Genomic DNA, 24923 nt, shown 5'->3' on the forward strand with positions numbered 1-24923 from the left:
TGTCCTTCGGGGGCTTTTTAATTTCGCCAGACCTCACTTACCTGGGGTTCCCTGAGGGCTGCTCTTTGTGACGTCTGACAATCCATACCCCAGAAGATGACTTTTCTCGCTTGCTTTATTTCCGTTTTCCTTTATGATTACATTCATGGACGCGAATATATCGTTAGAACCGGTTGCAATTTCTACACTGTCTGTCTTTTTCGATGCCATTGGCCAGCCCACCCGCCTGAAAATCCTCCTCGCCATCGGGAAAGGGGAAGCCTGTGTCTGCCATCTGGAAAGTCGCCTGGGGATACGGCAGGCTGTAATATCTCAGCACCTCATGGTTCTGCGGGATGTTCAGCTTGTCGAAGCTGAACGGAGTGGGCGCAACATTTTTTATCACCTGACCCACCCCGAAATAATCGAACCCATCATCCGCCTCGGAGAAATCCTTGGCATACCGGCCGAAGAATTATTATCGCTCTCCCAGAAGCCCTTCCCGGGCTGTCCATGCCCGCAATGCAACCCTTCTGAGAATCCGCTTCTCTCCTGTGCCAGAAAACCTTCTGAACCAAACCATACCCATTCAAGTTGAGGCCTCTCTTCATTCTTTGACCCGATTTTCCGCTATGAGGAGTAATAAACCAGCTATGGAAGACATCAGTGTAACCAAACGTTTATCCTTTCTGGATCGCTTCCTGACTCTATGGATTTTTCTCGCCATGACGGTCGGGGTAGGATTGGGATACTTCTTGCCAGGGGTAGAAAACTTCATCAATCGCTTTGCCGTAGGAACCACCAACATCCCCATTGCTATCGGCCTGATCCTGATGATGTACCCCCCGCTGGCCAAAGTACACTACGACGAGCTGGGGGATGTTTTTCGAAACTGGAAGGTCCTGGGGCTTTCTCTGCTTCAGAACTGGATTGCAGGCCCTATTCTCATGTTTATCCTGGCCATTCTCTTCTTGCGGGCGTATCCCAGTTATATGGTGGGGCTGATCATGATCGGCCTGGCACGTTGTATTGCCATGGTCATTGTGTGGAACGAGCTGGCCAAAGGCGATACCGAATACGCCGCCGGACTGGTGGCCTTCAACAGCATTTTTCAGGTGCTGTTCTACAGTGTGTACGCTTACGTCTTTATCACTGTGCTCCCGCCGCTCTTCGGGTTGCAGGGGAGCATCGTCGATGTCACCATTGGTGAAATTGCGCGCAGTGTGTTCATTTACCTGGGTATTCCTTTCATTGCAGGCTTTCTGACCAACAGGGTGCTCATTCGCACCATGGGGAAGGACTGGTATTATCAAAGGTTTATTCCGCGCATCAGCCCCATCACACTGGCGGCTCTCCTTTTCACCATTGTGGTAATGTTCAGCCTGAAAGGAAACCTGATCGTTACCATTCCCATGGATGTAGTGCGGATTGCCATCCCACTGCTCCTCTACTTTGTCATCATGTTCCTGATCAGCTTTGTGATGGGCAAGGTGGTTGGAGCCAACTACAAACAGACCACCACCCTGGCCTTTACCGCCGCCAGCAACAACTTTGAGCTGGCCATTGCTGTAGCGGTGGCCGTGTTTGGCATCAATTCTGGTGAGGCCTTTACCGCTGTCATCGGCCCGCTGGTCGAAGTACCGGTGATGATCGGGCTGGTCAATGTTGCCTTCTGGCTCCAGCGGAAATACTTTGGGGTGGAGCGAGCACCTGCCACCGCACCGGCCAGGATTACTCCGGATTAAGCACCATTCACACCTTCAAATCCAGGAGAGGGGCGGCTGACCGCCCCTCTCCTGAATTCTCTATCCTGAGTTTATTCGATCATCCCTCTGCTTTCGCCGGGATCTTTTTCCACTCATGATCCCAACTGCGTCAGGAATATTCAATCGCCTGCCCACAGCAGGCCTGCACACAGGCGCCACACTCATCACATCGTTGCTCATCGATCACAATCTTCCCTCCCAACGGCGCGTCTTCATCCACCTCATAACGAATAGCACCGTTCGGGCAGGCCGGAATTGCCCTGCAGATCTGCTCCTGCGCCGGGCATTTACGTTGATTCACCTTCACAGGCATCTGACACCTCCAAAACCAATCCTTCTCCAGTCCTTCGGGCAGGCAGATTTACAGGCCGGCAACCACCAAACCAAAGATATATCCGGCCAGGGTACTCAAAACTGCCACCAGAGAAACATAGACGGCTGTTTTCTTCCTTCCCATCACCCCGTTCAATACCAGAATGGACTGAAGCGAAAGCTCAGGATCAGCAAGCAAATACGCCAGTAATGGTCCTCGCGCCATCCCCAAATCGAGGAACATACGGGCTACGGGCACCTCTACCAGTGTGGGGAAGTACATGAAAACTCCAAAGAGCACCCCAACCAGGTTTGCCCAGAGGGTATTCTGCCCGGCAATGGTGCGTACCCAGGATTCGGGAAGAATGCCTTTTACCACCCCCGCGGTAAATACACCCACAATCAACAGCGGGAAAATCTGTTTGATAAATTTCCACGTCTCCCAGATCCATCCCGCCAACTCGTCCCGGCTGAAAAAGCGCCTCCCTACCACGCCGATCGCCCCCAGCAGCACCATTTCACCGATCAACCGCCCATTGATCCCGATCATTAATGAGCCGGGCTGTTCACTCGGAGCGGCGATTAAAATGGTGAGCCCAACCAGAATGATCGCCGCATAAGCCCAGGATGAAAACCGTTCAAAGATGGTTTCAAAACCTTTCCACGCCGTTACTGCGATCGCCACCAGCATCACAATGAGCAGAGCGCCCTGCACACTCAGATTCATCGAAGAAAGAGCAGATTTCACGCCCTCCGAAAGGTCAATCGGCAACCGTACACTGGCATAGACATGGGTAAGCAGGCTAACCTGTAACGTGCCCACAATCAACACCCCCACCAGCAACACAAACAGCACCCAAACCGCCGGTCTGACGTGCGCTTCCTGGTCAAAAACCCCGCTTTCCACCATTTCTACCGTTCGAGCCGCTTCTTCTTTACGGAACACCCGGGCCATAATCATTCCAATGACAATCCCAAAACCAATAGAAAGCACCAGCCGTGAAACAGCCACGTCAAAACCAATCGCCGCTCCGGTATAGGTGATCGCCAGGATGTTGATCGCCGGGCCAACAAAAAGAAACGTGATTGCCGGCCCAAGCCCTGCACCGCGTTTCCAGATCCCCGCAAACAGGGGCAAGATGGTGCAGGAACACACCGCCAGGATAAACCCCCCAAAAGCCGAAGCCGGATAACTGATCCATTTTGAAGCCTTTGGCCCAAGGAACCGGGTAACAGCCTCTTTAGGGATCATGGAACTCATAAACCCGGCGAGGATAAAAGCCGGTACCAGACACAGGAGAACATGGGCCGCAAGATAATCTAACAGGCCTGTCCAACCGGACCAGAGCAGGCTTCCCAGATAACTTAAAAAATTGACCATTGACGAAGCTCTCTCATAATAGTTTTGATATCCAAAATCAACCAGCATAAAAAAGAAAGGCGGTGAACCTCCGCCCTTCTGGAACAGCAGGATTAACTGGCCTGCTTAAGCCAGCCTTCAATCTCAACCAGCGCGGGAATCCGTCCGGAAGAAACTACTTTTTCGTTGATCACCAGACCGGGGGTCGCCAGGATAGGGTATTTCATGATCTCCTGGTAATCGGTCACCTTCTCAAACTCCGCCTCCACACCAAGCTTCTCTACCACCTGACGGGTGATGGCTTCCAGACGTTTACAATTGGCACATCCACTCCCAAGAATTTTAATTTTTAACATGCGTCATTTCTCCTTCAATGAATTTTCGTCTCGGATAATGGCTTCTTCCTGCCATCCCGAAGCGCACAAACATATTCGCCGACACGAATATATTATATCCTCCTCCCAATCCCTCCCAAGGCCAGATGTCACTGGTTTTCAATGCATAAAGTAATCATCCCCCTCTTCTGGTCTCTCACGTTCTGGAAACGGTTGAAAATGACTTTCTGTGTACAATCTTCCAGATGAACAGGGCATCTCGTTTTTAAATCGGAGGGAAGGACGGGTACAGACCACCGATACCCGTATTGAGAACTGGTACAATCCATACGCGAGCATTGCATACCATTTGAGCGATTAGAATCCTTACAGGAGTTCATGATGGAAAGAACACATGGTTTTGAATTGATCAAAGAAGAACGCCTGCCCGAAGTCAACAGCCTCGCCCGGCTCTACCGGCACATTCCGACCGGGGCTGAGGTGTTCTCTCTGATCAACGATGATGAGAACAAAGTATTCGGAGTCACCTTCCGCACCCCGCCCCCTGATTCCACCGGCCTACCGCACATCATGGAACATTCGGTGCTGTGCGGATCGAGAAAATACCCCGTCAAAGAGCCCTTCATCGAACTGGCAAAGGGTTCTCTCAATACGTTTCTCAACGCCATGACCTATCCCGATAAAACCTGCTACCCGGTCGCCAGCCAGAATCTGCAGGATTTTTACAACCTGGTTGATGTATACCTCGATGCTGTCTTCCATCCCCTTCTTGATCCGTTTACCCTGCAACAGGAAGGATGGCACATCGAACTGAACACCCCGGACGGGGAAATGACCTACAAAGGGGTGGTATTCAACGAGATGAAAGGCGCCTATTCTTCGCCAGAAGACCTGCTCAACCGTGAAAGCCAGATGCACCTTTACCCGCAATCACCCTACGGGTTAGATTCGGGCGGCGACCCCCGCCACATCCCCGACCTCACCTACGAACAATGGGTTGCCTTCCACCGTCAGATGTATCATCCATCCAACGCTCGCTTTTATTTCTACGGCAACGACGACCCCGAAAAAAGGCTGGAAATTCTGGCGGCTTACCTGAAAGATTACTCCCGTGCTGAGGTCAACACCCAGATTCCGCTCCAGCCGCGCATTGAGCAACCCCGCCGAACAGTGGTCCCTTATGCGGCCTCGGTTGACGAAGAACGTCACCTTCTCACAGTATCCTGGATGCTCCCTCCAAGACCTGACCCGCGGCTTTCCATTGCCTTGATGACCCTGGAACACATCCTCATCGGCACTCCCGCTTCGCCCCTGCGTAAAGCCTTGATCGAATCTGGCCTGGGAGAAGACCTCACCGGCCGCGGCCTCGACCTGAGCCTGCTTCAGCCGCTTTTCTCGGTAGGAATGAAAGGTGTTCCCCGGGAAAACCTCGAGAAAGTGGAGCACCTCATTCTTGAGACCCTCACTACCCTGACCCGCGATGGAATTGATCCCGATACTGTTGCCGCCTCATTGAACACGGTGGAATTTCGCCTGCGCGAATTGAACACCGGACGTTTCCCGCGCGGACTGGCGATCATGCTCGGTGCTCTGGATGCCTGGCTTTACGATGGCGATCCTTTCAGTGCTCTGCGTATTGACCCACCCTTGAAGAAGATCAAAGAAGAACTGGCACAGGGTGCACTTCTCTTTGAAAACCTCATCGATGAGCATCTGGTGAAAAACCTACATCGGGTTACCGTCATTTTACAGCCCGATCCCTCCCTGGCGTCCGGGCTGGAGGCTGCAGAACGGGAACGACTTGCCCGCATACGCGAGGGCCTCTCTCAGGCTGAACTCGCCAGGCTGGTAGAAAATACCCTTGAGCTGCAACGCCGTCAGGAAACCCCCGATCCGCCTGAAGCCCTGGCGTCCATTCCATCTCTCCGGCTGGAAGACCTGGAGCGGCCAGTGAAAACTGTTCCCGGTGAATGGATGGAAGGCACACCTGCCCCCGTCTTTTACCATGACCTCTTCACCAACGGCATCGTTTATCTTGATCTTGCCTTTGATCTTCATACCCTCTCACAGGATCTGCTCCCCCTGGTTCCTCTCTTTGGTCGTGCTCTTACCGAGACCGGTGCTCATGACCAGAGCTTCGTTCAGCTGCTTCAACGCATCGGACGCGCCACGGGTGGAATTCACGCCTACCCCTTTGTATCTGCGGCACAAGGGCGCCCTCAGGCTGAGGCCTGGCTGATGGTACGCGGCAAGGCGATGCTTCCTCAGGCGGGTGAGCTTTTCTCCATTCTCAAAGATATCCTCACAGGTGCTCACCTCGATGACCGTGAGCGCTTCAGACAAATGGTGCTGGAAGAAAAAGCTTCTCTCGAAGCCGGGTTAATACGCGCCGGGCACCGACTGGTGAATACCCGCCTGCGCGCACACTTTGACGAAGCCGGATGGGTGAATGAACAAATGGGTGGAGTGAGTTACCTTCAGTTCCTGCGCGATCTCAGCCAGCAAATCGATCGTGACTGGGCAGAGGTGCAGGCCAGGCTTGAACGCATTCGCCAGCTTCTTGTAAAGCAGGGCGGCGTGGTGGCCAATGTAACCCTCGATGCCGGTGGCTGGCAGCAGGTGCGCCCGGCTCTGATAGACTTTCTGGCTGCTCTCCCCCCCGGCAAAACCCGGCGTGAGGCGTGGCAACAGAGTAACTTTCCTGCCGTTGAAGGCCTGGCCGTTCCCTCACAGGTCAACTTCGTGGGTAAAGCCGGTAATCTGTACACCACCGGCTACCAGTTGGATGGCTCGATTCTGGCCATCCTCAACTACCTCAATGCCACCTGGCTCTGGGAGCGGCTCCGTGTGCGCGGCGGTGCTTATGGTGGGTTTGCTACCTTCGACCATCATTCCGGATACTTCTCATTCCTCTCTTACCGCGACCCCAACCTGCTAGAAACGCTGGTGAATTATGACCAGACGGCTCACTTCCTGAAGGAGCTTTCGCTCTCCGAGGCCGAACTCACCAAGGCCATCATCGGAGCGATTGGCGAACTGGATGCCTATCAGCTTCCTGATGCAAAGGGCTTCACCGCCATCGTGCGGCACCTGCTCGGTGTGACCGATTCGTGGAGACAGGAATTTCGCAATCAGTTGCTCGAAACACGTCCTCAGCACTTCCGGCAACTGGCAGAAGCCCTGGAGATACTCAATCCGAACGGACACATTGCTATTCTGGCCGCGCAGGAGGTGTTACAAAAAGCTTCGGTTGAACATCTGAAGGGGATGCGTATCGCACAAATCCTGTAATAAAGGTGCCAGCCTCTCTTGACAGATGGTGATTAATTCAATACAATCAATGCGAACGTTCGCACGAACGTTCGCATTGACGGATTCATGAGGCACCTCATGCCCTCCTCCCGCCGCGTCACCCTTAAAGAAGTTGCCCGCCAGGCAGGTGTCAGTTATCAGACCGTTTCTAAATTATTGAACGGGCAGGTACGCCTTTTGCCCGAGACAGAAGCTCGGATCCGTGAAGCCGTGGACCGCCTGGGATACCGCCCTCTCTATCCTGCCCGCAGCTTGCGGTCACGCACCAGCCGCACCCTCGGCTACTCCTGGACACCTGCCACCCCTGATTCCCCCAACCAGATTCTCGATCTCTTGCTCCAATCCATGCTCTCGGCAGCCGAAGCAAGTGATTATCACCTTCTCTGCTTCGCTCACCATTTTGATGTGCGGCGTGAACTGGAAACTTATCTGACTCTCTATGAGACTCGTCGAGTAGATGGGTTCATCCTCTCCAGCGTCGAATATGACGACCCGCGTATTCTGTTTCTCCTTGAGCGAGAAATTCCTTTCGTGGCTTTTGGGCGCTCCAACCCGGAACTCCAGTTCCCCTGCATTGATGTCGATGGTTGCGAAGGGTTGCGCATGGTTGTCAATCACCTTTTGGAATCAGGTCACCGTCGTATTGCCGTCCTGGCCTGGCCAGAAACCTCACGGGTTGGCAACAACCGCCTTGAGGGATACCTTCAGGCCATGCATTCAGCCGGTCTTGAACCCGACTCGCTCTGGATCCAACGGGGAGAAGGGCAGGTTGCCTTTGGCGAAGAAGCCACCCGGCGGCTTCTAAACCTCCCTCCAGAAAGACGCCCCACAGCCATTGCCGCGCTGAACGACCTCATGGCCTTTGGCGCTCTGAGAGCCGCACAGCAATCAGGACTCCACGTGGGAAGTGATATTGCCATCGCCGGGTTTGACGATACCCCTGCGGCACGCTATGTCCATCCCCCCTTAACTTCTGTCCGGCAACCCATCTGGCAAATTGGGCAACAATTGATCGCCATGCTTCTGGAGGTTTTAAACCATGCGTATACCTCTCCACCTGAATGTGTCCTCCTGGCTCCCGAATTGATCGTTCGCGCATCCACCTCACCCGAAGCCAGCGAGTAGTCCGATCCATCTCATAGAAATGATGAGGAAACAGAAAATGCAATTGCCTGACCCCGCCTGGTGTATTACGCAAAATTCATGGGAACCTGCCCATCAGCGCCACAGCGAGACCATCTTCACCATCGGAAACGGCTATCTGAGCACACGCGGTGTGTTTGAGGAAGGGTATCCGCGCGAAAGCCGCGCCACATTCCTGCATGGCGTGTTCGACGACGTCCCCATTGTCTTCACCGAGCTTGCCAACATACCTGACTGGCTGGAGCTAACCATTCTGTTAGACGGCGAGCACTATTGCCTCAATATGGGGGAAGTCCTCTTTTTTGAGCGTTCCCTTGACCTGCGCAACGGTTTGCTTACAAGGCGGGTACGCTGGCGCAGTCCTCAGGGGAATATCACCCTGCTGGAGTTTGAACGCTTTGCCTCGCTGGCTGACTCCCATTCCACACTCCTTCGGGTAAAGATTACTCCTGAAAACTACTCTGGCACGGTTGAAATCCACGCCGGGATTAATGGCGAGGCCGATAACGAAGGGTATAAACACTGGGAATGGCTGGGGCAGGCCGCTCACAATGGTAGTCTCTGGTTACACACACGCACCCGGGCTTCTCAGATTGAGCTGGCCGCAGCCGCCCGCCTCTCCCTGAAAAGTCAATCCGATATTCAGATGGAATCGTGGAACGTCCACAACCACCCGACCCTCGTACGTCGCACGGCTCTGAGAGCAGGAGAGTCCATCGAGATCGAAAAAGTGGTGGTTTATTACACTTCACGAGATACTTCCCATCCACTGGATGCTGCCCGTCAGCATCTGGCGGAGCTTCCCAACCCGGCCTGGGATTCTCTCTGGCGGCCTCATCAGGAAAACTGGGAAAAGGAATGGCAGACCTGTGACGTAGAAATCGAGGGCGACCCCGAAGCCCAGATCGCAGTTCGCTTCAGCCTCTTCCAGCTTCTCATTGCCGCACCCCGCCAGGACGAACACGTCAGTATTGGGGCAAAAACTTTAAGCGGGTATGGGTATCGCGGGCATGTCTTCTGGGACACCGAAATCTTCATGCTCCCCTTTTTCACCTACACTCAGCCAGCCATTGCTCGCAACCTTCTTTCTTACCGCTACCACAACCTCGATGGCGCCAGGCGTAAAGCACGTGCTAATGGGTTTGAGGGTGCCCAGTACCCCTGGGAAAGCGCCGCTACTGGCGACGAAGTGACCCCCACCTGGGTGCCTCATTTTGCCGATCGAACCAAGATGGTACGTATTTGGACTGGCGACATTGAGATTCACATATCCGCCATGATCTGTTACGCTCTCTGTCAGTACTGGAAAGCCACCGGAGACGATCATTTTATCCTCCACCGTGGCGCTGAGATTTTCTTCGAGGTAGCCCGCTTCTGGGCCAGCCGCGCCGAATGGAATAAAGAGCACTCCCGTTATGAATTCCATGACGTTATTGGCCCGGATGAATACCACGATCATGTGGATAACAACGCCTTTACCAACGCTTTCGCCCGCTGGACTCTCCAGAACGCCATCCGGCTCTATTCCTGGTTAACCCGGAATCACCCCGATATTGCTGCAACTTACTGTGAAAAGCTCCATCTCATGCCCGCGGAATTACAGCAGTGGCAGGATGTGGCCGAGAAGATTTACTTCCCTTACGATCCACAGACCGGCCTGATCGAGCAGTTTGACGGATACTTCCAGAGGCGAGATGTAGACTTACAGGCTCTGGAACCCCGCAGCGAGTCAATCCAGTCCATTTTTGGCATTGAAGGCGCAAACCTCACCCAGGTGCTCAAACAGCCCGACGTGCTCATGCTGGCCTATCTCTTACCCGAATTACTCGACGAGCGCAGCCTGCAAGCCAATTATGACTACTATACTCCCCGAACCGATCACACATACGGCTCCTCCCTTGGGCCTTCCATTCAGGCAATTATGGCCTGTCGGTTAGGAAAACAGGAAGATGCCTACGAACATTTCATGCGCGCCGCCCGGGCTGACCTGCGCGATGTGCGCGGCAATGCCGGTGATGGTATCCATGGCGCTTCCGCGGGAGGCGTCTGGCAGGCGGTGGTCTTCGGCTTCGGTGGACTTCACATGGATCAACATGGCTGGCACATTGTGCCTCGCCTGCCTTCCCACTGGAAGCGCCTGAAGTTCCACTTCACCTGGCGCGGACACCCCTACCTCATTGACCTGCCCAACCATGGGCCATTTTCTTCAGAGGCACAGGATGATTCGCGGGTTTCTCTTTGATCTGGATGGGGTGTTAACCGACACCTCAGAGTATCATTACCTGGCCTGGAAACGCCTGGCCGATGAACTGGGAATTCCCTTCAACCGGCAAGAAAACGAAGCCCTGCGCGGTGTCTCCAGACGCGAATCGCTCCTTTTGCTCCTCAAAGGCCGGCCTGCCAGCGAAGAACAGATGAACGCCTGGATGGAACTCAAGAATCAGTTTTACATTCAATTCATCCAGCAGATGACGCCCACCAGTCTGCTCCCCGGTGCCCGCGAACTGCTGGAAGAATTGCGCCAGGGAGGGTATCTCTCTGCCATTGTTTCATCCAGTAAAAATACACCTCTGGTTCTGGAGCGGTTGCAAATTGCGCCGCTTTTCGATGCCATCGTGGACGGGAACACCCCCGTTCGCAGTAAACCTGCGCCCGATCTTTTTCTCCTGGCCGCCCGGAAGTTAAGCCTCCTCCCGGCGGAATGTGTGGTTGTCGAAGACGCCGCCGCCGGGATTGACGCTGGAAAAGCCGCCGGTATGCGAACGATCGGGTTAGGGCCACGTGAACGCGTGGGTCATGCCGACCTGGTGCTTCCAGACCTGCAACAGGTTCACCTCGCCGAGATTCTCACCAGGCTGGGTTGACCCTCTCAATATGGCCAGCTTAACGTTAAGGCTCCGCCCGTGACCGAGCGGAGCCTTCATTCTCCCGGCAGATGTTCAGATTATTCGTAGCGCAGAGCCTCCACTACATCCAGCCGGGTAGCCTGGCGGGCGGGAGCCATGGCCGCCAGAGCGCCAAAGATGATACCGATGGCCACAGTGGATAAGATGCCCGAGGCCGGGAAGATGTAAGTCATCGGGAAGCCCAGGGCTTCAAAAGTCTTGACTGCCATATAACCCATATACAACCCGGCCAGGATGCCAAACGCCGTACCAATGGCCGAAAGGATCAGCGCTTCAGAGAGAATGACAGTTCGCACCTGTCTGCGGGTTGCCCCAACCGCACGCAACATACCAATCTCACGTGTGCGTTCAAGCACCCCGATCGCCAGGGTGTTTACCATCGCAATGAGAGACGGGATCGCCAGGAAAGCGGCCATTGCATACATGCTGAAAAAGACCGCATCAAACATCTTACGGTTTTCTTCAACGTAAGCCTTCCCGTTGAGAAGTTTAAATTGCGGATAATTTTTAAGCAACCGGGTAAAAGCTGCCTCTACCTCAGCGCGATCGGCGCCGGGCTTCAGGTTGATCTGGTAGAACACGTCCTCATCACGACCAAAATCGGCGGCTATGTTTTTCTGCGATATATAGCCCGTGGTCGTCTTGGCATTCAAGTAGTCCGTAGCGATCCCCACCACCCGGTAGGTTTGCTCACCGGTAGGGGTCACAAGCGTCACCTCATCACCAAGATGGATGCCTGCTGCTGAAGAAAGCACCCCGTTGACAATGATGGCGCGTTCCTGCTCCAGCGCCGTGAACGCACTATCGGGGTCTCCAGAGGTGAAAGTCAACCCGTCCAATTGCCGGTAGGCTTGCGGGTCAATCCCCAGCACTCCTACAGCCACATCTTTAATTTGCGAGCCAGCAAAACGCAGCGTACTCACCAGCGCCACCCCGGGGATTTCGCGCAGTTTCTGAGCCAGATCAGGCGCCGCCCCGGTGTTCGAGCCCCATACTGCCAGGGTAGGCGGCATGAGCAAATAATCGCTTCCCAGGCTCTTTTCCATAATATTCACAAATGTAAGGGAAAGCGAAGTAAGCACTGAGGCCATCATCACCACCACAGCCATTGCGATCATCGTCGTCGAGGCAGTCACCGTGGCACGGCCAGGTTGGCGGCTCAGGTTCCCTTCCGCAAGCTGGGCTGTTCCGTTGCGGGCAAAGATCAGCGCCAGCAGATAACCAAACAGGTTGGCAATCGGGTTAATCAGTGCCGGGGCCATCAGGATAAGCGCCACCGACATCAAAATCGCACCCAGCCCAAGCAGAGCGGCCTGCCGACTGACGAGAATACCCGCCGCCAGTGCCAGCAGCACCACCCCTGCCCAGAAAGAAAAGCCCGCAATCCGCCTGAAGGAAACCCCGCCTACCGAAGGTCGGAGGGCTTCAAGGGGTGTCACCCGCGAGGCAGATTGCGCCGGCAACAAACCGGCCAGAACCGTAACCCCTACTCCCAGAATAATGGATGTAACTACCAGGCTGGGAGATACCTCGGGGGCGCCCACTTTAATGTTGAGATACTGCTGGCCGATGGGCACAATCAGTTGCAAGATGAGATAACCGAATACATAGCCCAGTACCAGGCCCGCCGCAGTTCCCACAATACCCTGGATCAGTCCTTCAGCCAGGATCATCCATCGAATGGTTGAACGGCTGGCGCCCAGCGCGCGTAACATGCCAATATCCCGGCGGCGTTCTGCCACAATGGTGCGGAAGGTGTTAAAGATGATGAACCCTCCCATCAGCAATGCCAGGAAGCCCATCAGGTTAAAGATCATCTGAGCATTGCGAATGTTGGTGAGAATCTCTGAACCGCTTTCCAGAGCCCCAACCTTATAATTGCTCCCCACAGCTTCGATAATCCGCTGTTGAATTTCTGCCCGTCGAGCTTCATCCATGGTATTGAGGTTGGCATCGATAATGTTGATCTTTCCAGGCATATTGAGGAGCTGTTGTGCCTCCGAAAGCGTAACCAGCACCTCTTCATTTCCGGGCATCATCCGTTCGGGAAGAATCCCAACCACCTTCAGGTCAACCACACCAATGGCGGTCGGCAAAGAAAGGGTACCCCCCAGTTGTACACCGACCTCTCGCGCCAGCGAACGGGTAATCACAGCCGCATGGGTATCTCCAGGCTCAAGAAAACGCCCTTCGACAATGTTATAGGCAATCATTTGCCGGGCAACCTCGGGGTCAATTCCCTTGAGCACCACCGCACTGATGCGGTCCACAGCATTCGGATCGCGGTCAAAATAATCGGCTGGCAGGTTAATCACCCGTTCCAGAGAACCCGCGGCCACTTCCACACCATCTACTGCGCGCACCTTCTCTAAAACCGATGGGTCGAACGCCTCACCAATTTTATGCGTCAGCGTCACATCAACCTGACCGGCAGCAGCCATCACCTGCGTCTGAAAAGCTTTCACAAAGGTGGGCATGAAAGTGTTCATGCCAAAAATGACCAGCACCCCAAAGACAATCGCCAGGGTAGTCAAAATGGTGCGCTGTTTCCGGCCCATTAAATAACGCCAGGCAAGAAGCCACTGGAAAGTCATAGCACCTCCATTTTTTCCCGCACTGTCCGGGTATCTTCCTGAGCATTGCCGTTCAAATGGGTCTGATCGACGATTTTTCCGTCCTTGAGGAAGACGATTCGGTCGGCATAGGCAGCAATGCGCGGGTCATGGGTAACCATAAGAATCGTGCGCCCCCACTCGCTGGAAATCTGCCGCAGCAGGGTAGCAATTTCGTCTCCGGCGCGCGAATCGAGGTTGCCGGTTGGTTCATCGGCCAGAATGATCAGCGGTTCGTGAGCCAGCGCCCGGGCAATGGCCACTCGTTGTTGCTGGCCTCCCGAAAGCTCGGCCGGGCGATGATCCAGCCGATCGCTCAAACCCACTCTTTCCAACCATAATCGTGCTCGTTCATGTGCCCTGGCCACAGGCACACCATCCAGAATCATCGGTAAGGCGGCATTTTCAAGCGCACTGAGAACAGGGATAAGATTGTAAAACTGGAACACGAACCCCATTTTGCGGCGGCGGATTTCAGTCACCTGATTATCGGTGAGGGTGCTCAATTCCTGCCCATCCAGATATACCTTCCCCTCAGTGGGGCGGTCAAGCCCGCCGATTAAATACAACAGGGTTGACTTTCCACACCCGCTGGGGCCCATGACAGCCACAAACTCGCCCTGGCCAATCGAGAGATTAATGCCCTTAAGAGCGGTGACCGCCGTTTCGCCTTTCCCGTAAACTTTGGTCAGATTTTCTGTGACGACCATTGATTCCATGCTTTCCTCCATCGAATAATCCATCCTTCGCAATCAGCTGTTTATGAGTCAGCTGTCAGCTTCATTTATCCTGCCTTCCTGAGCATTGCCGTTCAAATGGGTCTGATCGACGATTTTTCCGTCCTTGAGGAAGACGATTCGGTCGGCATAGGCAGCAATGCGCGGGTCATGGGTAACCATAAGAATCGTGCGCCCCCACTCGCTGGAAATCTGCCGCAGCAGGGTAGCAATTTCGTCTCCGGCGCGCGAATCGAGGTTGCCGGTTGGTTCATCGGCCAGAATGATCAGCGGTTCGTGAGCCAGCGCCCGGGCAATGGCCACTCGTTGTTGCTGGCCTCCCGAAAGCTCGGCCGGGCGATGATCCAGCCGATCGCTCAAACCCACTCTTTCCAACCATAATCGTGCTCGTTCATGTGCCCTGGCCACAGGCACACCATCCAGAATCATCGGTAAGGCGGCATTTTCAAGCGCACTGAGAACAGGGATAAGATTGTAAAACTGGAACACGAACCCCATTTTGCGGCGGCGGATTTCAGTCACCTGATTATCGGTGAGGGTGCTCAATTCCTGCCCATCCAGATATACCTTCCCCTCAGTGGGGCGGTCAAGCCCGCCGATTAAATACAACAGGGTTGACTTTCCACACCCGCTGGGGCCCATGACAGCCACAAACTCGCCCTGGCCAATCGAGAGATTAATGCCCTTAAGAGCGGTGACCGCCGTTTCGCCTTTCCCGTAAACTTTGGTCAGATTTTCTGTGACGACCATTGATTCCATGCTTTCCTCCATCGAATAATCCATCCTTCGCAATCAGCTGTTTATGAGTCAGCTGTCAGCTTCATTTATCCTGCCCGTTTTCCAGGCGGACGGCCCCGCGGGCGCATTTCTGGCTCCGGCAGAGGCTGACGGGCAACCTCATCCAAACGCGCTTCGATCATATCCATCCAGCGTAAATCGGCCTCGATATGCATGATGGCCTGATCGAGCAGCAAAATATGCGCCAGGTCCCGGCGCGGGTCAAGCGTCATACGGCGTTCAGTCAAGTCGTGTAATTCCTGATACAGGCTCGAACGCTGGGCATAAATGACCTCTCGCGGGTCAACATATCCGGTGGCCACCGCCAGCATCAATTTGATGAAAAACTCATCCCGCTGGCGTTCACTGCGTACGGGTTGCTCAAACCACGACTTTAACTCATCCCGCCCGGCAGGGGTGAGAGCATACATCTGCCGTTCGTTTCCGTTCTCATCCCCCGAGGGAACCTCAACGATCAGACCATTTTCTTTGAGCCGCGCCAGCGTAGTATAGACCTGGGCAGGTTTGACCTCCCAAACCTCCCGTCCCCCGGCCATGGTTTCAAAAGCTTGCAAAAGCTCATACCCATGACGGGGACGCTGACTGAGTAAGCCTAACAGAGCATTACGAACGCTCATAATAAAAAAATATTAACTCGTTTTCTAATTTCTGTAATAATATAAAACGAGTTAATATTTTTTGTCAAGGGGATTCGGAAGCCGATTTATTGAGCAGCTTCGTAAATACGCTGAACTTCTTCCTCGAATTGCCGGGCCAGTTTTGCATCCCGAATGATTAATAAATTCTCATCGTTGGTCTCATCCGCGCTTCGGGTGAAATTATATGAACCCGTAACCACCGTTTCACCATCGATCACCAGGACTTTTTCATGCATTAACCCCGGGTTGCCATCCAGGCGCACATCCAGCCCGGCACGGCGCAAAGCAGTATAATCACTCCCGGCGGCATCCGACTGATCCGCGTCGAAAACCCCGCGAACCTGCACCCCCCGCCGGGCCGCCTCGATCATTGCATCGCGCAGATCATCACGGGTGAAGGTATAGGCCAGAAAGTCAATCCTCTCTCTGGCCCCCTGAACGCGCTCCACAAGGGTACGTCCCGGGCGGTCATCCGGCGCAAAACAGACCTCCACCTCCATTCCATCCACATTCACCTGTCGGTCTTTCAACGGGAGAGCCTGACCTCCTCCAAACAGGTGCGCCGTAAACATTTCCTCAAATTCTGCCCGGTAAAGCGCAACCAGTTTACCCGAACGGATGCGAAGGAACACGTTGTGGTCTTGATCCAGGCTGGCCGGCGTGAGGTTGAGCGACCCACTCCACAGAATCTCATCATCGATGAGAATGAACTTGTTATGCATCAACCCTTCTCGACGATCTCCTATCAGCGGAATCTTTCCCTGTTGCAGTCGTTGAACCGCCCTGTTATCGAGCGCATCACTGTCAATCACCATCCTTACTGCCACCCCCCGCTCCGCTGCCGCAAGAAGCGCGTTGGCAGCTTCCAGCCAGGAGAAATTGTACATGGCAACGTCGATGCGAACCCTGGCACTGGCAATTGAATCCAGCAACGCCTCACGCAAAGCCTGAGAACCATCTGGTTTTCCCGGTGAGGTAAAAAACACTGCAACAGGTTCTGCCTCCGCGCTTTCTTGAAGGGTGGGCTGATCCCCGGAAAGTGAAATGAACTCACAACCTGTCAGGAATGAGAGCAAGAGAACCAGAGCAATGGCCTGGCAAAGCCCTTTGTTCAAAGATCGCTCCCGTGCTTCATGGAATGTTTTTACTTCAGGGGAGTATCCACAACTGCGGCGAGTCGAGCCCGATTTCAAACCGAAATTCTCGAAGGGCATCCTTGCGTTCCGCTTCGATGTTCATCACCATAAATTCAGCCAGCGGCACAAGATCTTCAGGTGAGACCACCACCGGTTTGAAAGGCACCGGGCTGCCCACTTCCATGCGCACTGGCTGAAGCAGATACTTCACCCCCAATGCCACACTTTCTTCAATTTTCAGGCGGAATGCCGGGATGAAAAACAGCCGGGGCACCGCCCACCAGGTATGCATCTCCTGGCTCGCATCGCCCTGATACGTCTGTCGAACCAGAGGGCGTACCACCCCCCGTGCCACCCAGAAGGGATTTCCCACCTTTCCCGAAGGAACCGCACTGGAGAAAAAAACATCCAGCCGCTGTACACCCTCTTCATCCGACAGGAGCATTCCCTGCCCGCATTGGGCACACACCCACGCCACTTCATCGGGCTGGGCAGCCACCGGCGTAGAGCAACGCGGGCATTGCAACGGGATCAACCGCACTCGCTCGCTCATTCGATGAACCTCTGAACTTCTCGCACAATATCCTTCACGTCCAGCAAATCACCACCCAAACCCGATGCCGATTCCTGGTTTGCCTTATACCGATGGTATTCCACCTGCTCACCATAACGGAATTTTTGCCAGCCAGCAACCATTAACCCGATCCCTGCTGCCAGGCTGATCAGAGCTATACCGAGAATGTCGCTGTCATCCGAGAGGGATACGATCAACGCCGGAACATCCACCGCCACAAAAGCCCCCACTGCCATTCCGCCAACCAGCATAGCGGCCCGGTACAGAACATTCCCCGGCGCTTTACCATACAGAACCTGGCCATCAAAACCATCAATCACCACCTGAAAGGCCCGTCCGCGATAGAGGTAGCGCAACACCCAGACCGGATAATAGACCAGCCCCAGCCTCGCGCCAAGAATACGTGTAAAAAGTTGAGAGGTTCGGCTGAGCTTTACTCTGGAGGCTACCCACTCCTCAAAGGATTTGCGGGCCGATTCCAGGGCTCTCTCAGGTGAGCCTACCGGTTCAAAAACCATGCCGCTGTAATGGAGCTGATCACTATTGAAAGGCTCCAGAGGGCGCCCCTCCAGAGAGATGCGCCGCACCCCGAACTCGCCCACATCACAGGCCACTTCGTTCCAGCTCACCTCGCTGAGTGCACGCTTCTCCCGCGGAACGTACCGCTTGTTCTCACCACTTCCAACCCGTTCCTGGCCGAAAGCCCAGGCCACCCCTTGCCCCCATGCCGCCCAGAAGGGTATGTGCACTAAAAAAGCCTCACTGATTTCCGCCCTGCGTAAAGTATCTCTTGCAATGGCCACACCACGGGTAAGAAACTGGCGCAAAGACTCCAGCGCCTGTTCTCGCTTCACCCGCAGAGGAACCTGATACCGGCGTACTCCCCTTTCACCGCTGACGACGGAGCGCATCTCACAAAAAGGGCAAATGACCAGTGCCTGCCCTTCGGGAACGGGCACCGTACCCCCGCAGCGCGGGCAGGTAAGGCCGAGTAAACCTTTTTCGCTCATACTCTTGCCGCCACCCATCCTGCCCAGGCCATAAGAATCGGGGCAGCGATCAATCCAAGGCCCGAACAGAGCAAGAAACCAGCTATGGCACCACCATCATGATCAGCGAGCCCCCCAATTACCGGAAAGCTGGCCAGGCAGAGAAACACCACCGCCGCCACCCCACCCACCAAGCGGTAAGGAAGTTCCGCCTTGGCCGGGTAAACATTGGCCAGCACTGACCCCGTCGCCGCATCCACCACCGCGGTGTACGTCTCTCCGCGATAGAGGTACTTGAATTCAAAAATGGGTACATGCACCAGAGCCATCTCCTCTACCTTCGCCCCGGCATGACTCTGACGGAACCAGTCCAGGCCTGCCTCAAGGGGCACGCTGGGCGGCTCAGAATCGCCTTCCAGGGAGGGGGCATACGGCCGCAGATCGCCCGCCAGCAGGCTAAGGTGTGCCAGCTCGGTTACTGAGGTAGCGGCTGCCGGTTCCAGAGCAACACGCTCCTGACCATCGCTCTTCCAGCGAAAATACCACAGAGGGAAATACCGAAACGAACGGTTGACAATCTGGGATTTCTGATCCAGGTCTTTCACCGTCTCACTGCCCGACATCCAGCGCTTTAATGCCGCTTCTGCCTGTTCCCCATTCAGGGTGGGGGTCAGAACCCAGTGAAACACCGTTCGCGATTTATCCACAAAGACCGTGGCTCCGCAATAAGGACAGATGATAAAAATCTGTCCCTCGTCGGGGTGGAGTTCTCCCCCACACTGCGGACACGATAAAACAGAAAGTGTGTTTGGAGTATTCACGCCCTTTATTATAGCGGAAGCCGCCCGGTTTCTTACACGGATCAGGTAAAGGATTAATCAAAATTATCGGAAAGATCTCAGATGCAACACCCACGGGAATGGAATGAATCCGGGTCACCTGTCTGTGAACCCGCGATACCCAATCAACTCCAATAAAAAAGTGGGCGGCTGCAAGGAGCCGCCCACTCTGTCGATGGATCAACCGCGTGTCACCGTGATACGCTTGCCAGTGACCTCCGGACGGGTGGACTTGGGCAAAACGACCGTCAAGACCCCCTTCTTAAAGGTCGCCGTGATCTTGTCCTCATCCACTTCAGTCGGCATCACAATTTCACGCCGGAACGAGCCATAGCTGCGCTCAACCCGATGATAACGGCGGTCTTTTTCTTCTTTTTCGGCGCGTTTTTCACCCTGGATGACCAGAACGCCCTTGTTGAAAGTCACCTGGATGTCGTTCTCGTCCATTCCAGGCACCTCCGCCGTAACGATGACTTCTTTGTCATTCTCACTCACGTCCACCGACGGTAAGAAGGAGCCACCATAGAAGTTAAGCATGCGCGAGGGCAGCAGGCGGAAAGGATCGGTGAAGAAGTCCTCAAACATCCGGTTCATTTCCTCCTGCATGGCCAGGAAGGGATCTTCCCGCCGGCGAACTACCAGGTCACGCTCTTCATTGCGTCTCCAGGGCAGTAAATCGGTAATGGGCATATCGATCCACCTCCTTTGCTATAGAATAACGCTTACAAAAGCCTCCGAAAGCCAGTGATCACCCGGCTTTCACATCAATTTTGGTCGGTTTAGCAGCGCCAGCCTTGGGCAAGCGCAGATATAACACGCCATTCTTGACTTTCGCTTCGATGTGCTCGCGATCCACCTCGTCTGAAAGGGCAAAGGATCGCTTGAAATCACCCTCGCCGTATTCAGCGTATGCCAGGGTGAACCCCTCAGGGCGCTCGAAAGTCGGCATGGCGTTAATCGTCAGTACGTTTTTCTCCAGCACCACATCCACATTCTTCTCATCCGCTCCGGGCAGGTCTACCACCAGCACCAGCTCGTTGCTGGTTTCGTAGATATCGGTGCGCGGAGTATAAACCCGCCGATCGCGGATACGTTCGGTCTGTTGTTCGGCCAGAGGAGCTTCCTGTTTCACTTCAATGGTCTTGGTTTCTTCGGCCATACTACCACCTCCATTCCGGCAATGTCACGAAGCTTTCACACTGATCTTCCGCGGTTTATCAGCTTCAGCGCGCGGTAATACAACCTTGAGAATGCCATTCTCGTAACTGGCGGTTACCTTGTCGCTATCCACAGGGAACGCCAGCTGGATGCTCCGGTTGAACTTACCACATACGCGCTCGCGCCGATGATACCGAATGTCTTCCGCCGGATCTACCGGTTTGCGCTCACCGCTGATCGTGAGCACATCATTGACAATGGACAGATCAATATCCTTGGGATCCACCCCCGGCAATTCGGCAGTGACGATTTCCTCCTCATCATTCGTCCAGGCATTGATCGCCGGGAAAGTGGAAGTGACCCGTCCACGCTCCGGCATGAAGGCATTCATCAATCGATCCAGTTCTCGCTGCATACGATCCATCTCTTCCCAGATGCTCGGTAGCGTATATCTGCGATAAATCATATCAACCTCCTTCCAAATCTCCATCGGTGTACCAGAGATGGGTATTTGTTGTTTTTTTCAGGTACGCCCTAAGTGTATGCGGATCGTGTTAACACAAAATAAGTGGTTTATTGGAGATGTATAAGAAATGGTCATCAATCTTGATATAATCCAGGCACCGAAGCTCACCTTCCACCTGCCCTTATGACTTCTTCTCCCTCGCCTCGCGCCATCCTTGCCATTATTCCGGCTTATAACGAAGCCAGCCGCATTGCGCCTGTCATCCATGCCGCGCTTAAGCATCTTCCCGTTCTCGTGGTCGACGACGGATCTTCCGATGGCACAGCTCAGGTAGCCGAAGAAGCAGGTGCAACTGTAGTTCGGCAAACCCCCAACCAGGGCAAGGGGGCCGCCCTGAAGGCAGGGTTCCGTTATGCTCTTGAACACGGCTTCGAAGCCATGCTCACGCTTGACGCCGACGGTCAGCACGATCCCGCTGAAATACCCCTCTTTCTTGATGCGTATGCACAAAGCCAGGCCGATTTAATAATCGGAGCAAGGGATTTCAGCCAGATGCCTTTTTCTCGCCGCCTGGCCAACACACTGGGTCGGGTACTCTTCTCCCGGGCAGTCGGGCAACCTGTCCGCGATAACCAGTCGGGCTACCGGCTGGTGAGCCGTCGCATGGCCGAGGCTGCGCTGGAAAGCCCGGTTGGGGGTTTTGAATTTGAAGTAGAGATGATCGTTCTCTGCCTCAGGCAGGGCTATCGCCTGGGCTGGGTACCCATCCGCACCATTTACGCCGGAGAGAACAGCCACATCAGTCCGTTGCAACATGTGCGGCGTTTCATCCAGATGGTGCACCGCGCACGCCGTATCATCCGTACCAGAGAAAGAAGAATCCAATGACCGAATCTCAGAACTCCGACGCAGGCCAGGAACGCATCGAACCCTTCGCACACAGCCCCGAAGAGGTCCGCGCCCGGCACGAATCCAACCGTCGCGGCTGGAATGAAGGTGCTGCCGCTGGCTACACCCCTGAGATTGAGAACACGATCCGTTTCATTCGTGAGGGGCAAAGCAACCTTCACCCGGTAGAACGTACCTACCTGGCAGAAATTCTTCCCCATTGCGACCTGGCCATTCACCTGCAGTGCGCTTCAGGAAAGGACACCCTATCTTTGCTCAACGAAGGGGTGAAGCGCGTAGTAGGCATCGATATCTCCGACGTCCATATTGAAAACGCCCGCCGCACCAGTGCGGCTCTGAATCTGCCCGCCACCTGGATACGCTGTGATGTGCTCGATGCCCCCCATGAACTGGATGATTCAGCCGACCTGATCTATACTGGCCGGGGTGCGCTCTGCTGGCTTCACGACCTGGACGCCTGGGCGCGCGTCATCTTCCGACTGCTCAAACCCGGTGGCTATGCCTCCATCTTCGATGACCACCCCATTACCTGGTTATTTGATCCGCAGGTCAGCACACTTCAGTATTCAGGATACGATTATTTCCATTCCTGTGTCTCAGAAGTGGGATGGCCCGACACCTATATTGGGGATATTGGTATTCCGGTAGATCAACAGAGTCGTAAGTACGAATGTCTGTGGCCCATTTCACGGGTCTTCCAGGCTCTCACAAAGGCCGGACTGGTAGTGGTGCACCTGGGTGAACACCCCGATCCTTTCTGGGAGCAATTCCCCCATCTGCCAGAGGAAATTCGTCGGAAGATTCCCAACACTTTTTCCATGCTTGCTCGAAAGCCCCGGTCAGAAGTGCCCGGCTAAAGCAGACCGCAACAGGTATAATAATCCCATCTCGTCTATATTTTCCAAGGAGTATTTCTCGTGAAACAGTGGAAAACACCCCCTCCCATGACCATTGACCCCAAAAAGCGGTACGTTGCCACCATCGAAACCCCGCGTGGAGCCATTGAGGTAGAGCTCTATCCTGAACACGCCCCTGTCACCGTTAACAATTTCGTCTTCCTTGCCAGAGAAGGTTTCTACGATGGGATTAAGTTCCATCGGGTTATTGCTAATTTTGTGATTCAGGGCGGTGACCCCACCGGTACCGGTGCTGGCGGACCTGGATACCGCTTCGAAGATGAAGTCAAGAACAACCCGCTCAAACACGAGCGAGGGGTCATTTCCATGGCCAATGCCGGCCCCAACACCAACGGAAGCCAGTTTTTCATCACCCATTCGCCCCAGCCCCATTTGAATGGAAGGCACACCGTATTTGGAAAGGTGATCAAGGGAATGGAAGTGGTGGATGCCATCCAGCAGGGAGACGTAATGACCCGGGTGACCATTGCCGAGAGCGAATAGGCCGGCTCTTACCTGAATCACGGTTCTCTCCACCATGAGCAAGGCACCCGATTCGCCCGACTATCCGGGCCAGATCGAGCCACCTCTCCTCATCCTGGCAGTGGTATTCGTCGGGGCGGGGCTGTTGTTCACCTACCTGTTTGGACAGCAAACCACCCTCACCTGCACCCGCCTCAACACCCTTGAGCAATGCACCCTGCAAACCAGCTGGATGAACCTGGTGCCGCTTCACCACCGTTCCATTGAGGGCATTCGCTCGGCCTCTGTAGAAGAAAGCTGTGATGAGGATGGTTGCACCTACCGGGTGCTCATTCGCACCGAACAGGATGAAATTCCGCTCGGTCAGGCCTTCTCTTCGGGGATGGCTCCCAAGCAGCGCAAAGCAGACCAGATTAACGCCTTTGCCAGCCAGCAGAAAAATGAGCTGAAGGTCAGTGAAGGAGGCGGATGGTGGGTCCTGTTTCCCCTCATTTTCGTGATCATCGGGATTGGGATCATCTACCGCCCCCTGTGGGCAACACTCCGGCCCATGCTCCAGCGACCCTCTTGAATTGAAAAGGGTGGGGAGTTCTGTTTTACTCCCCACCCTGGTTGATTCAGGCGCTATCCATTTTTATCTGAGAGGCTTTCAACCCCCGGCAGAGCCCCCGGCCAGAGAAAGAGGATAAGCCCGGCGAGGGTGAAACCAATTCCCCCAACCAGTCCGGCGGCCGTTGGGCCAATGAGAAGGTTGGGTTGTCCGCTAACCCAGATCATCCCCAGACCTGCCACCGCGTTGACAATGGCATGACCGATCACTGCGGGCCAAACACTGCCCCCTCGCAACACCAGCCAGGAGAAAAACACCCCCAGCCACAGGGTAAACCAGGTCATGACCAGAATTCCCAGCCAGGGTGCACCGGCATAATTCAGGCCATAATTGTGCCCCATCGCGATCATGGGCCAGTGCCAGAGTCCCCAGATCACTCCACTAATCACCACTGCCCAACGAGGCCCCAGAGGAAGGAGTTTCTGCAGCAAATAGGCCCGCCAGCCAAATTCCTCTCCAAAAGTGAAGAAACTGTTTATCACCAGCCCCACCAACAAGACATTCGGAAGTTGAAGCAGTCCATATACCCATGAGGGAATGTTCAACGTCACCCCGCTGGCTTCCAGCTGCTCACGAACGAGAGGCATCGTAGCATCATAATGTTCAGGGAACACTACGAAGTAAACCACCACACCTGCCACTGTCAGCACCACCGGTCCCAGCCAGGCAATGAGCCAGTAGGGCCACCCCCGCCGAAAATTCGGGCGCAGAAAGGCGCCGCTCCACCCCTCACGGGTGAGTATGCGGGTGAGGATATTTGCCAGCGCCGGCCCCCACATATACCCGAACCCTACCATCAGGGTAACCACCACCTGCCCTGAGACAGCGCTGAACGCTGTGTTCAACCTTCCCTGCGTGAGGTAAAGCCCCAAAGCCACCAGCCACGAAATACCACAGGCTATCGCCAGGAAGATGAAAAGACGCTTTCGCTCCAATGAAGTATGCATTCCAACCCTGCCTTTCTA

The 24923-nt window shown here is 54.7% G+C and carries 25 protein-coding genes; 10 read left to right on the forward strand and 15 right to left on the reverse strand.

Annotated features, from left to right (window positions below; genetic code table 11):
• The first annotated feature begins 145 nt into the window (after positions 1-145).
• Both ATHL_RS12000 and arsB read left to right on the forward strand, forming a co-directional pair.
• The gene (locus tag ATHL_RS12000) at positions 146-577 is read left to right on the forward strand and encodes an ArsR/SmtB family transcription factor (RefSeq protein ID WP_162787692.1); all 432 of its coding nucleotides are present in this window, start codon (positions 146-148) and stop codon (positions 575-577) included.
• Positions 578-632: 55 nt separating this feature from the next.
• The gene (arsB, locus tag ATHL_RS12005) at positions 633-1724 is read left to right on the forward strand and encodes an ACR3 family arsenite efflux transporter (protein ID WP_062193974.1); all 1092 of its coding nucleotides are present in this window, start codon (positions 633-635) and stop codon (positions 1722-1724) included.
• Between the two features lie 130 nt (positions 1725-1854).
• On the opposite strand, the gene ATHL_RS12010 is transcribed toward arsB, so the two are convergent.
• From ATHL_RS12010 to ATHL_RS12020, 3 genes are all read right to left on the reverse strand, one after another.
• On the reverse strand, positions 1855-2058 hold the full coding sequence (locus ATHL_RS12010; protein ID WP_062193977.1) for a 4Fe-4S dicluster domain-containing protein: 204 nt from the start codon (positions 2056-2058) through the stop codon (positions 1855-1857).
• A 48-nt stretch (positions 2059-2106) separates the two neighbouring features.
• Positions 2107-3438: a permease gene (locus ATHL_RS12015; RefSeq protein WP_062194110.1), complete on the reverse strand. Its 1332-nt coding sequence runs from the start codon at positions 3436-3438 to the stop codon at positions 2107-2109.
• A gap of 92 nt (positions 3439-3530) precedes the next feature.
• On the reverse strand, positions 3531-3773 hold the full coding sequence (locus ATHL_RS12020; RefSeq protein ID WP_062193980.1) for a thioredoxin family protein: 243 nt from the start codon (positions 3771-3773) through the stop codon (positions 3531-3533).
• A gap of 357 nt (positions 3774-4130) precedes the next feature.
• Between ATHL_RS12020 and ATHL_RS12025 the strand changes: the two genes are divergently transcribed.
• The 4 genes from ATHL_RS12025 to pgmB all read left to right on the forward strand — a co-directional run bounded on the left by ATHL_RS12025 (position 4131) and on the right by pgmB (position 11071).
• Positions 4131-7043, forward strand: a complete 2913-nt coding sequence (locus ATHL_RS12025) for an insulinase family protein (protein WP_201797970.1) — start codon at positions 4131-4133, stop codon at positions 7041-7043.
• 99 nt (positions 7044-7142) lie between these two features.
• Complete coding sequence (locus ATHL_RS12030) at positions 7143-8189, forward strand: LacI family DNA-binding transcriptional regulator (protein ID WP_062193986.1); 1047 nt, start codon at positions 7143-7145, stop codon at positions 8187-8189.
• Between the two features lie 37 nt (positions 8190-8226).
• Positions 8227-10449: a glycoside hydrolase family 65 protein gene (locus ATHL_RS12035; protein ID WP_062193989.1), complete on the forward strand. Its 2223-nt coding sequence runs from the start codon at positions 8227-8229 to the stop codon at positions 10447-10449.
• A complete protein-coding gene (pgmB, locus tag ATHL_RS12040; protein ID WP_062193992.1) occupies positions 10427-11071 on the forward strand; it encodes a beta-phosphoglucomutase in 645 nt (214 codons plus the stop codon). The genes ATHL_RS12035 and pgmB overlap by 23 nt, the downstream gene beginning before the upstream one ends.
• Positions 11072-11151: 80 nt before the next feature.
• Here pgmB and ATHL_RS12045 read toward each other — a convergent pair whose 3' ends face one another.
• From ATHL_RS12045 to ATHL_RS12095, 11 genes are all read right to left on the reverse strand, one after another.
• Positions 11152-13707, reverse strand: a complete 2556-nt coding sequence (locus ATHL_RS12045; protein ID WP_062193995.1) for an ABC transporter permease — start codon at positions 13705-13707, stop codon at positions 11152-11154.
• A complete protein-coding gene (locus ATHL_RS12050; protein WP_201797971.1) occupies positions 13704-14444 on the reverse strand; it encodes an ABC transporter ATP-binding protein in 741 nt (246 codons plus the stop codon). Before ATHL_RS12050 ends, ATHL_RS12045 begins: the two co-directional genes overlap by 4 nt.
• 48 nt (positions 14445-14492) lie before the next feature.
• The gene (locus ATHL_RS12055; RefSeq protein ID WP_201797972.1) at positions 14493-15221 is read right to left on the reverse strand and encodes an ABC transporter ATP-binding protein; all 729 of its coding nucleotides are present in this window, start codon (positions 15219-15221) and stop codon (positions 14493-14495) included.
• Positions 15222-15286: 65 nt separating this feature from the next.
• Positions 15287-15877 carry a helix-turn-helix transcriptional regulator gene (locus ATHL_RS12060; RefSeq protein WP_062194002.1) on the reverse strand — a complete coding sequence of 197 codons (591 nt, stop codon included), beginning with the start codon at positions 15875-15877 and terminating at the stop codon, positions 15287-15289.
• A gap of 86 nt (positions 15878-15963) precedes the next feature.
• Positions 15964-17013: a phospholipase D-like domain-containing protein gene (locus tag ATHL_RS12065; RefSeq protein WP_062194005.1), complete on the reverse strand. Its 1050-nt coding sequence runs from the start codon at positions 17011-17013 to the stop codon at positions 15964-15966.
• Positions 17014-17047: 34 nt separating this feature from the next.
• Positions 17048-17587, reverse strand: a complete 540-nt coding sequence (locus ATHL_RS12070; protein WP_062194008.1) for a hypothetical protein — start codon at positions 17585-17587, stop codon at positions 17048-17050.
• Positions 17584-18618: a hypothetical protein gene (locus ATHL_RS12075; protein WP_062194011.1), complete on the reverse strand. Its 1035-nt coding sequence runs from the start codon at positions 18616-18618 to the stop codon at positions 17584-17586. The genes ATHL_RS12070 and ATHL_RS12075 overlap by 4 nt, the downstream gene beginning before the upstream one ends.
• Positions 18615-19418 (reverse strand): TFIIB-type zinc ribbon-containing protein, encoded by an 804-nt coding sequence (locus ATHL_RS12080; protein WP_162787693.1) that lies wholly within the window; start codon positions 19416-19418, stop codon positions 18615-18617. Before ATHL_RS12080 ends, ATHL_RS12075 begins: the two co-directional genes overlap by 4 nt.
• 198 nt (positions 19419-19616) lie before the next feature.
• Complete coding sequence (locus tag ATHL_RS12085; RefSeq protein WP_062194016.1) at positions 19617-20126, reverse strand: Hsp20/alpha crystallin family protein; 510 nt, start codon at positions 20124-20126, stop codon at positions 19617-19619.
• Between the two features lie 58 nt (positions 20127-20184).
• A complete protein-coding gene (locus ATHL_RS12090; protein WP_062194019.1) occupies positions 20185-20595 on the reverse strand; it encodes an Hsp20/alpha crystallin family protein in 411 nt (136 codons plus the stop codon).
• A 24-nt stretch (positions 20596-20619) separates the two neighbouring features.
• On the reverse strand, positions 20620-21060 hold the full coding sequence (locus ATHL_RS12095; protein WP_062194022.1) for an Hsp20/alpha crystallin family protein: 441 nt from the start codon (positions 21058-21060) through the stop codon (positions 20620-20622).
• A 183-nt stretch (positions 21061-21243) separates the two neighbouring features.
• On the opposite strand from ATHL_RS12095, the gene ATHL_RS12100 reads away from it, so the two are divergent.
• From ATHL_RS12100 to ATHL_RS12115, 4 genes are all read left to right on the forward strand, one after another.
• Positions 21244-21948, forward strand: a complete 705-nt coding sequence (locus ATHL_RS12100) for a glycosyltransferase family 2 protein (RefSeq protein WP_062194026.1) — start codon at positions 21244-21246, stop codon at positions 21946-21948.
• Positions 21945-22826, forward strand: coding sequence for a class I SAM-dependent methyltransferase (locus ATHL_RS12105; protein ID WP_062194027.1), 882 nt, complete (start codon positions 21945-21947; stop codon positions 22824-22826). The genes ATHL_RS12100 and ATHL_RS12105 overlap by 4 nt, the downstream gene beginning before the upstream one ends.
• An 87-nt stretch (positions 22827-22913) precedes the next feature.
• Positions 22914-23369 carry a peptidylprolyl isomerase gene (locus tag ATHL_RS12110; RefSeq protein ID WP_062194029.1) on the forward strand — a complete coding sequence of 152 codons (456 nt, stop codon included), beginning with the start codon at positions 22914-22916 and terminating at the stop codon, positions 23367-23369.
• A 34-nt stretch (positions 23370-23403) separates the two neighbouring features.
• The gene (locus tag ATHL_RS12115; protein ID WP_062194032.1) at positions 23404-23919 is read left to right on the forward strand and encodes a hypothetical protein; all 516 of its coding nucleotides are present in this window, start codon (positions 23404-23406) and stop codon (positions 23917-23919) included.
• Positions 23920-23972: 53 nt separating this feature from the next.
• Here the strand turns inward: ATHL_RS12115 and ATHL_RS12120 are convergent, their stop codons facing one another.
• Positions 23973-24905, reverse strand: coding sequence for a CPBP family intramembrane glutamic endopeptidase (locus tag ATHL_RS12120; protein WP_062194034.1), 933 nt, complete (start codon positions 24903-24905; stop codon positions 23973-23975).
• Between the last annotated feature and the right edge of the window lie 18 nt (positions 24906-24923).

This window comes from Anaerolinea thermolimosa (genome assembly GCF_001050195.2).
Classification (GTDB): domain Bacteria; phylum Chloroflexota; class Anaerolineae; order Anaerolineales; family Anaerolineaceae; genus Anaerolinea; species Anaerolinea thermolimosa.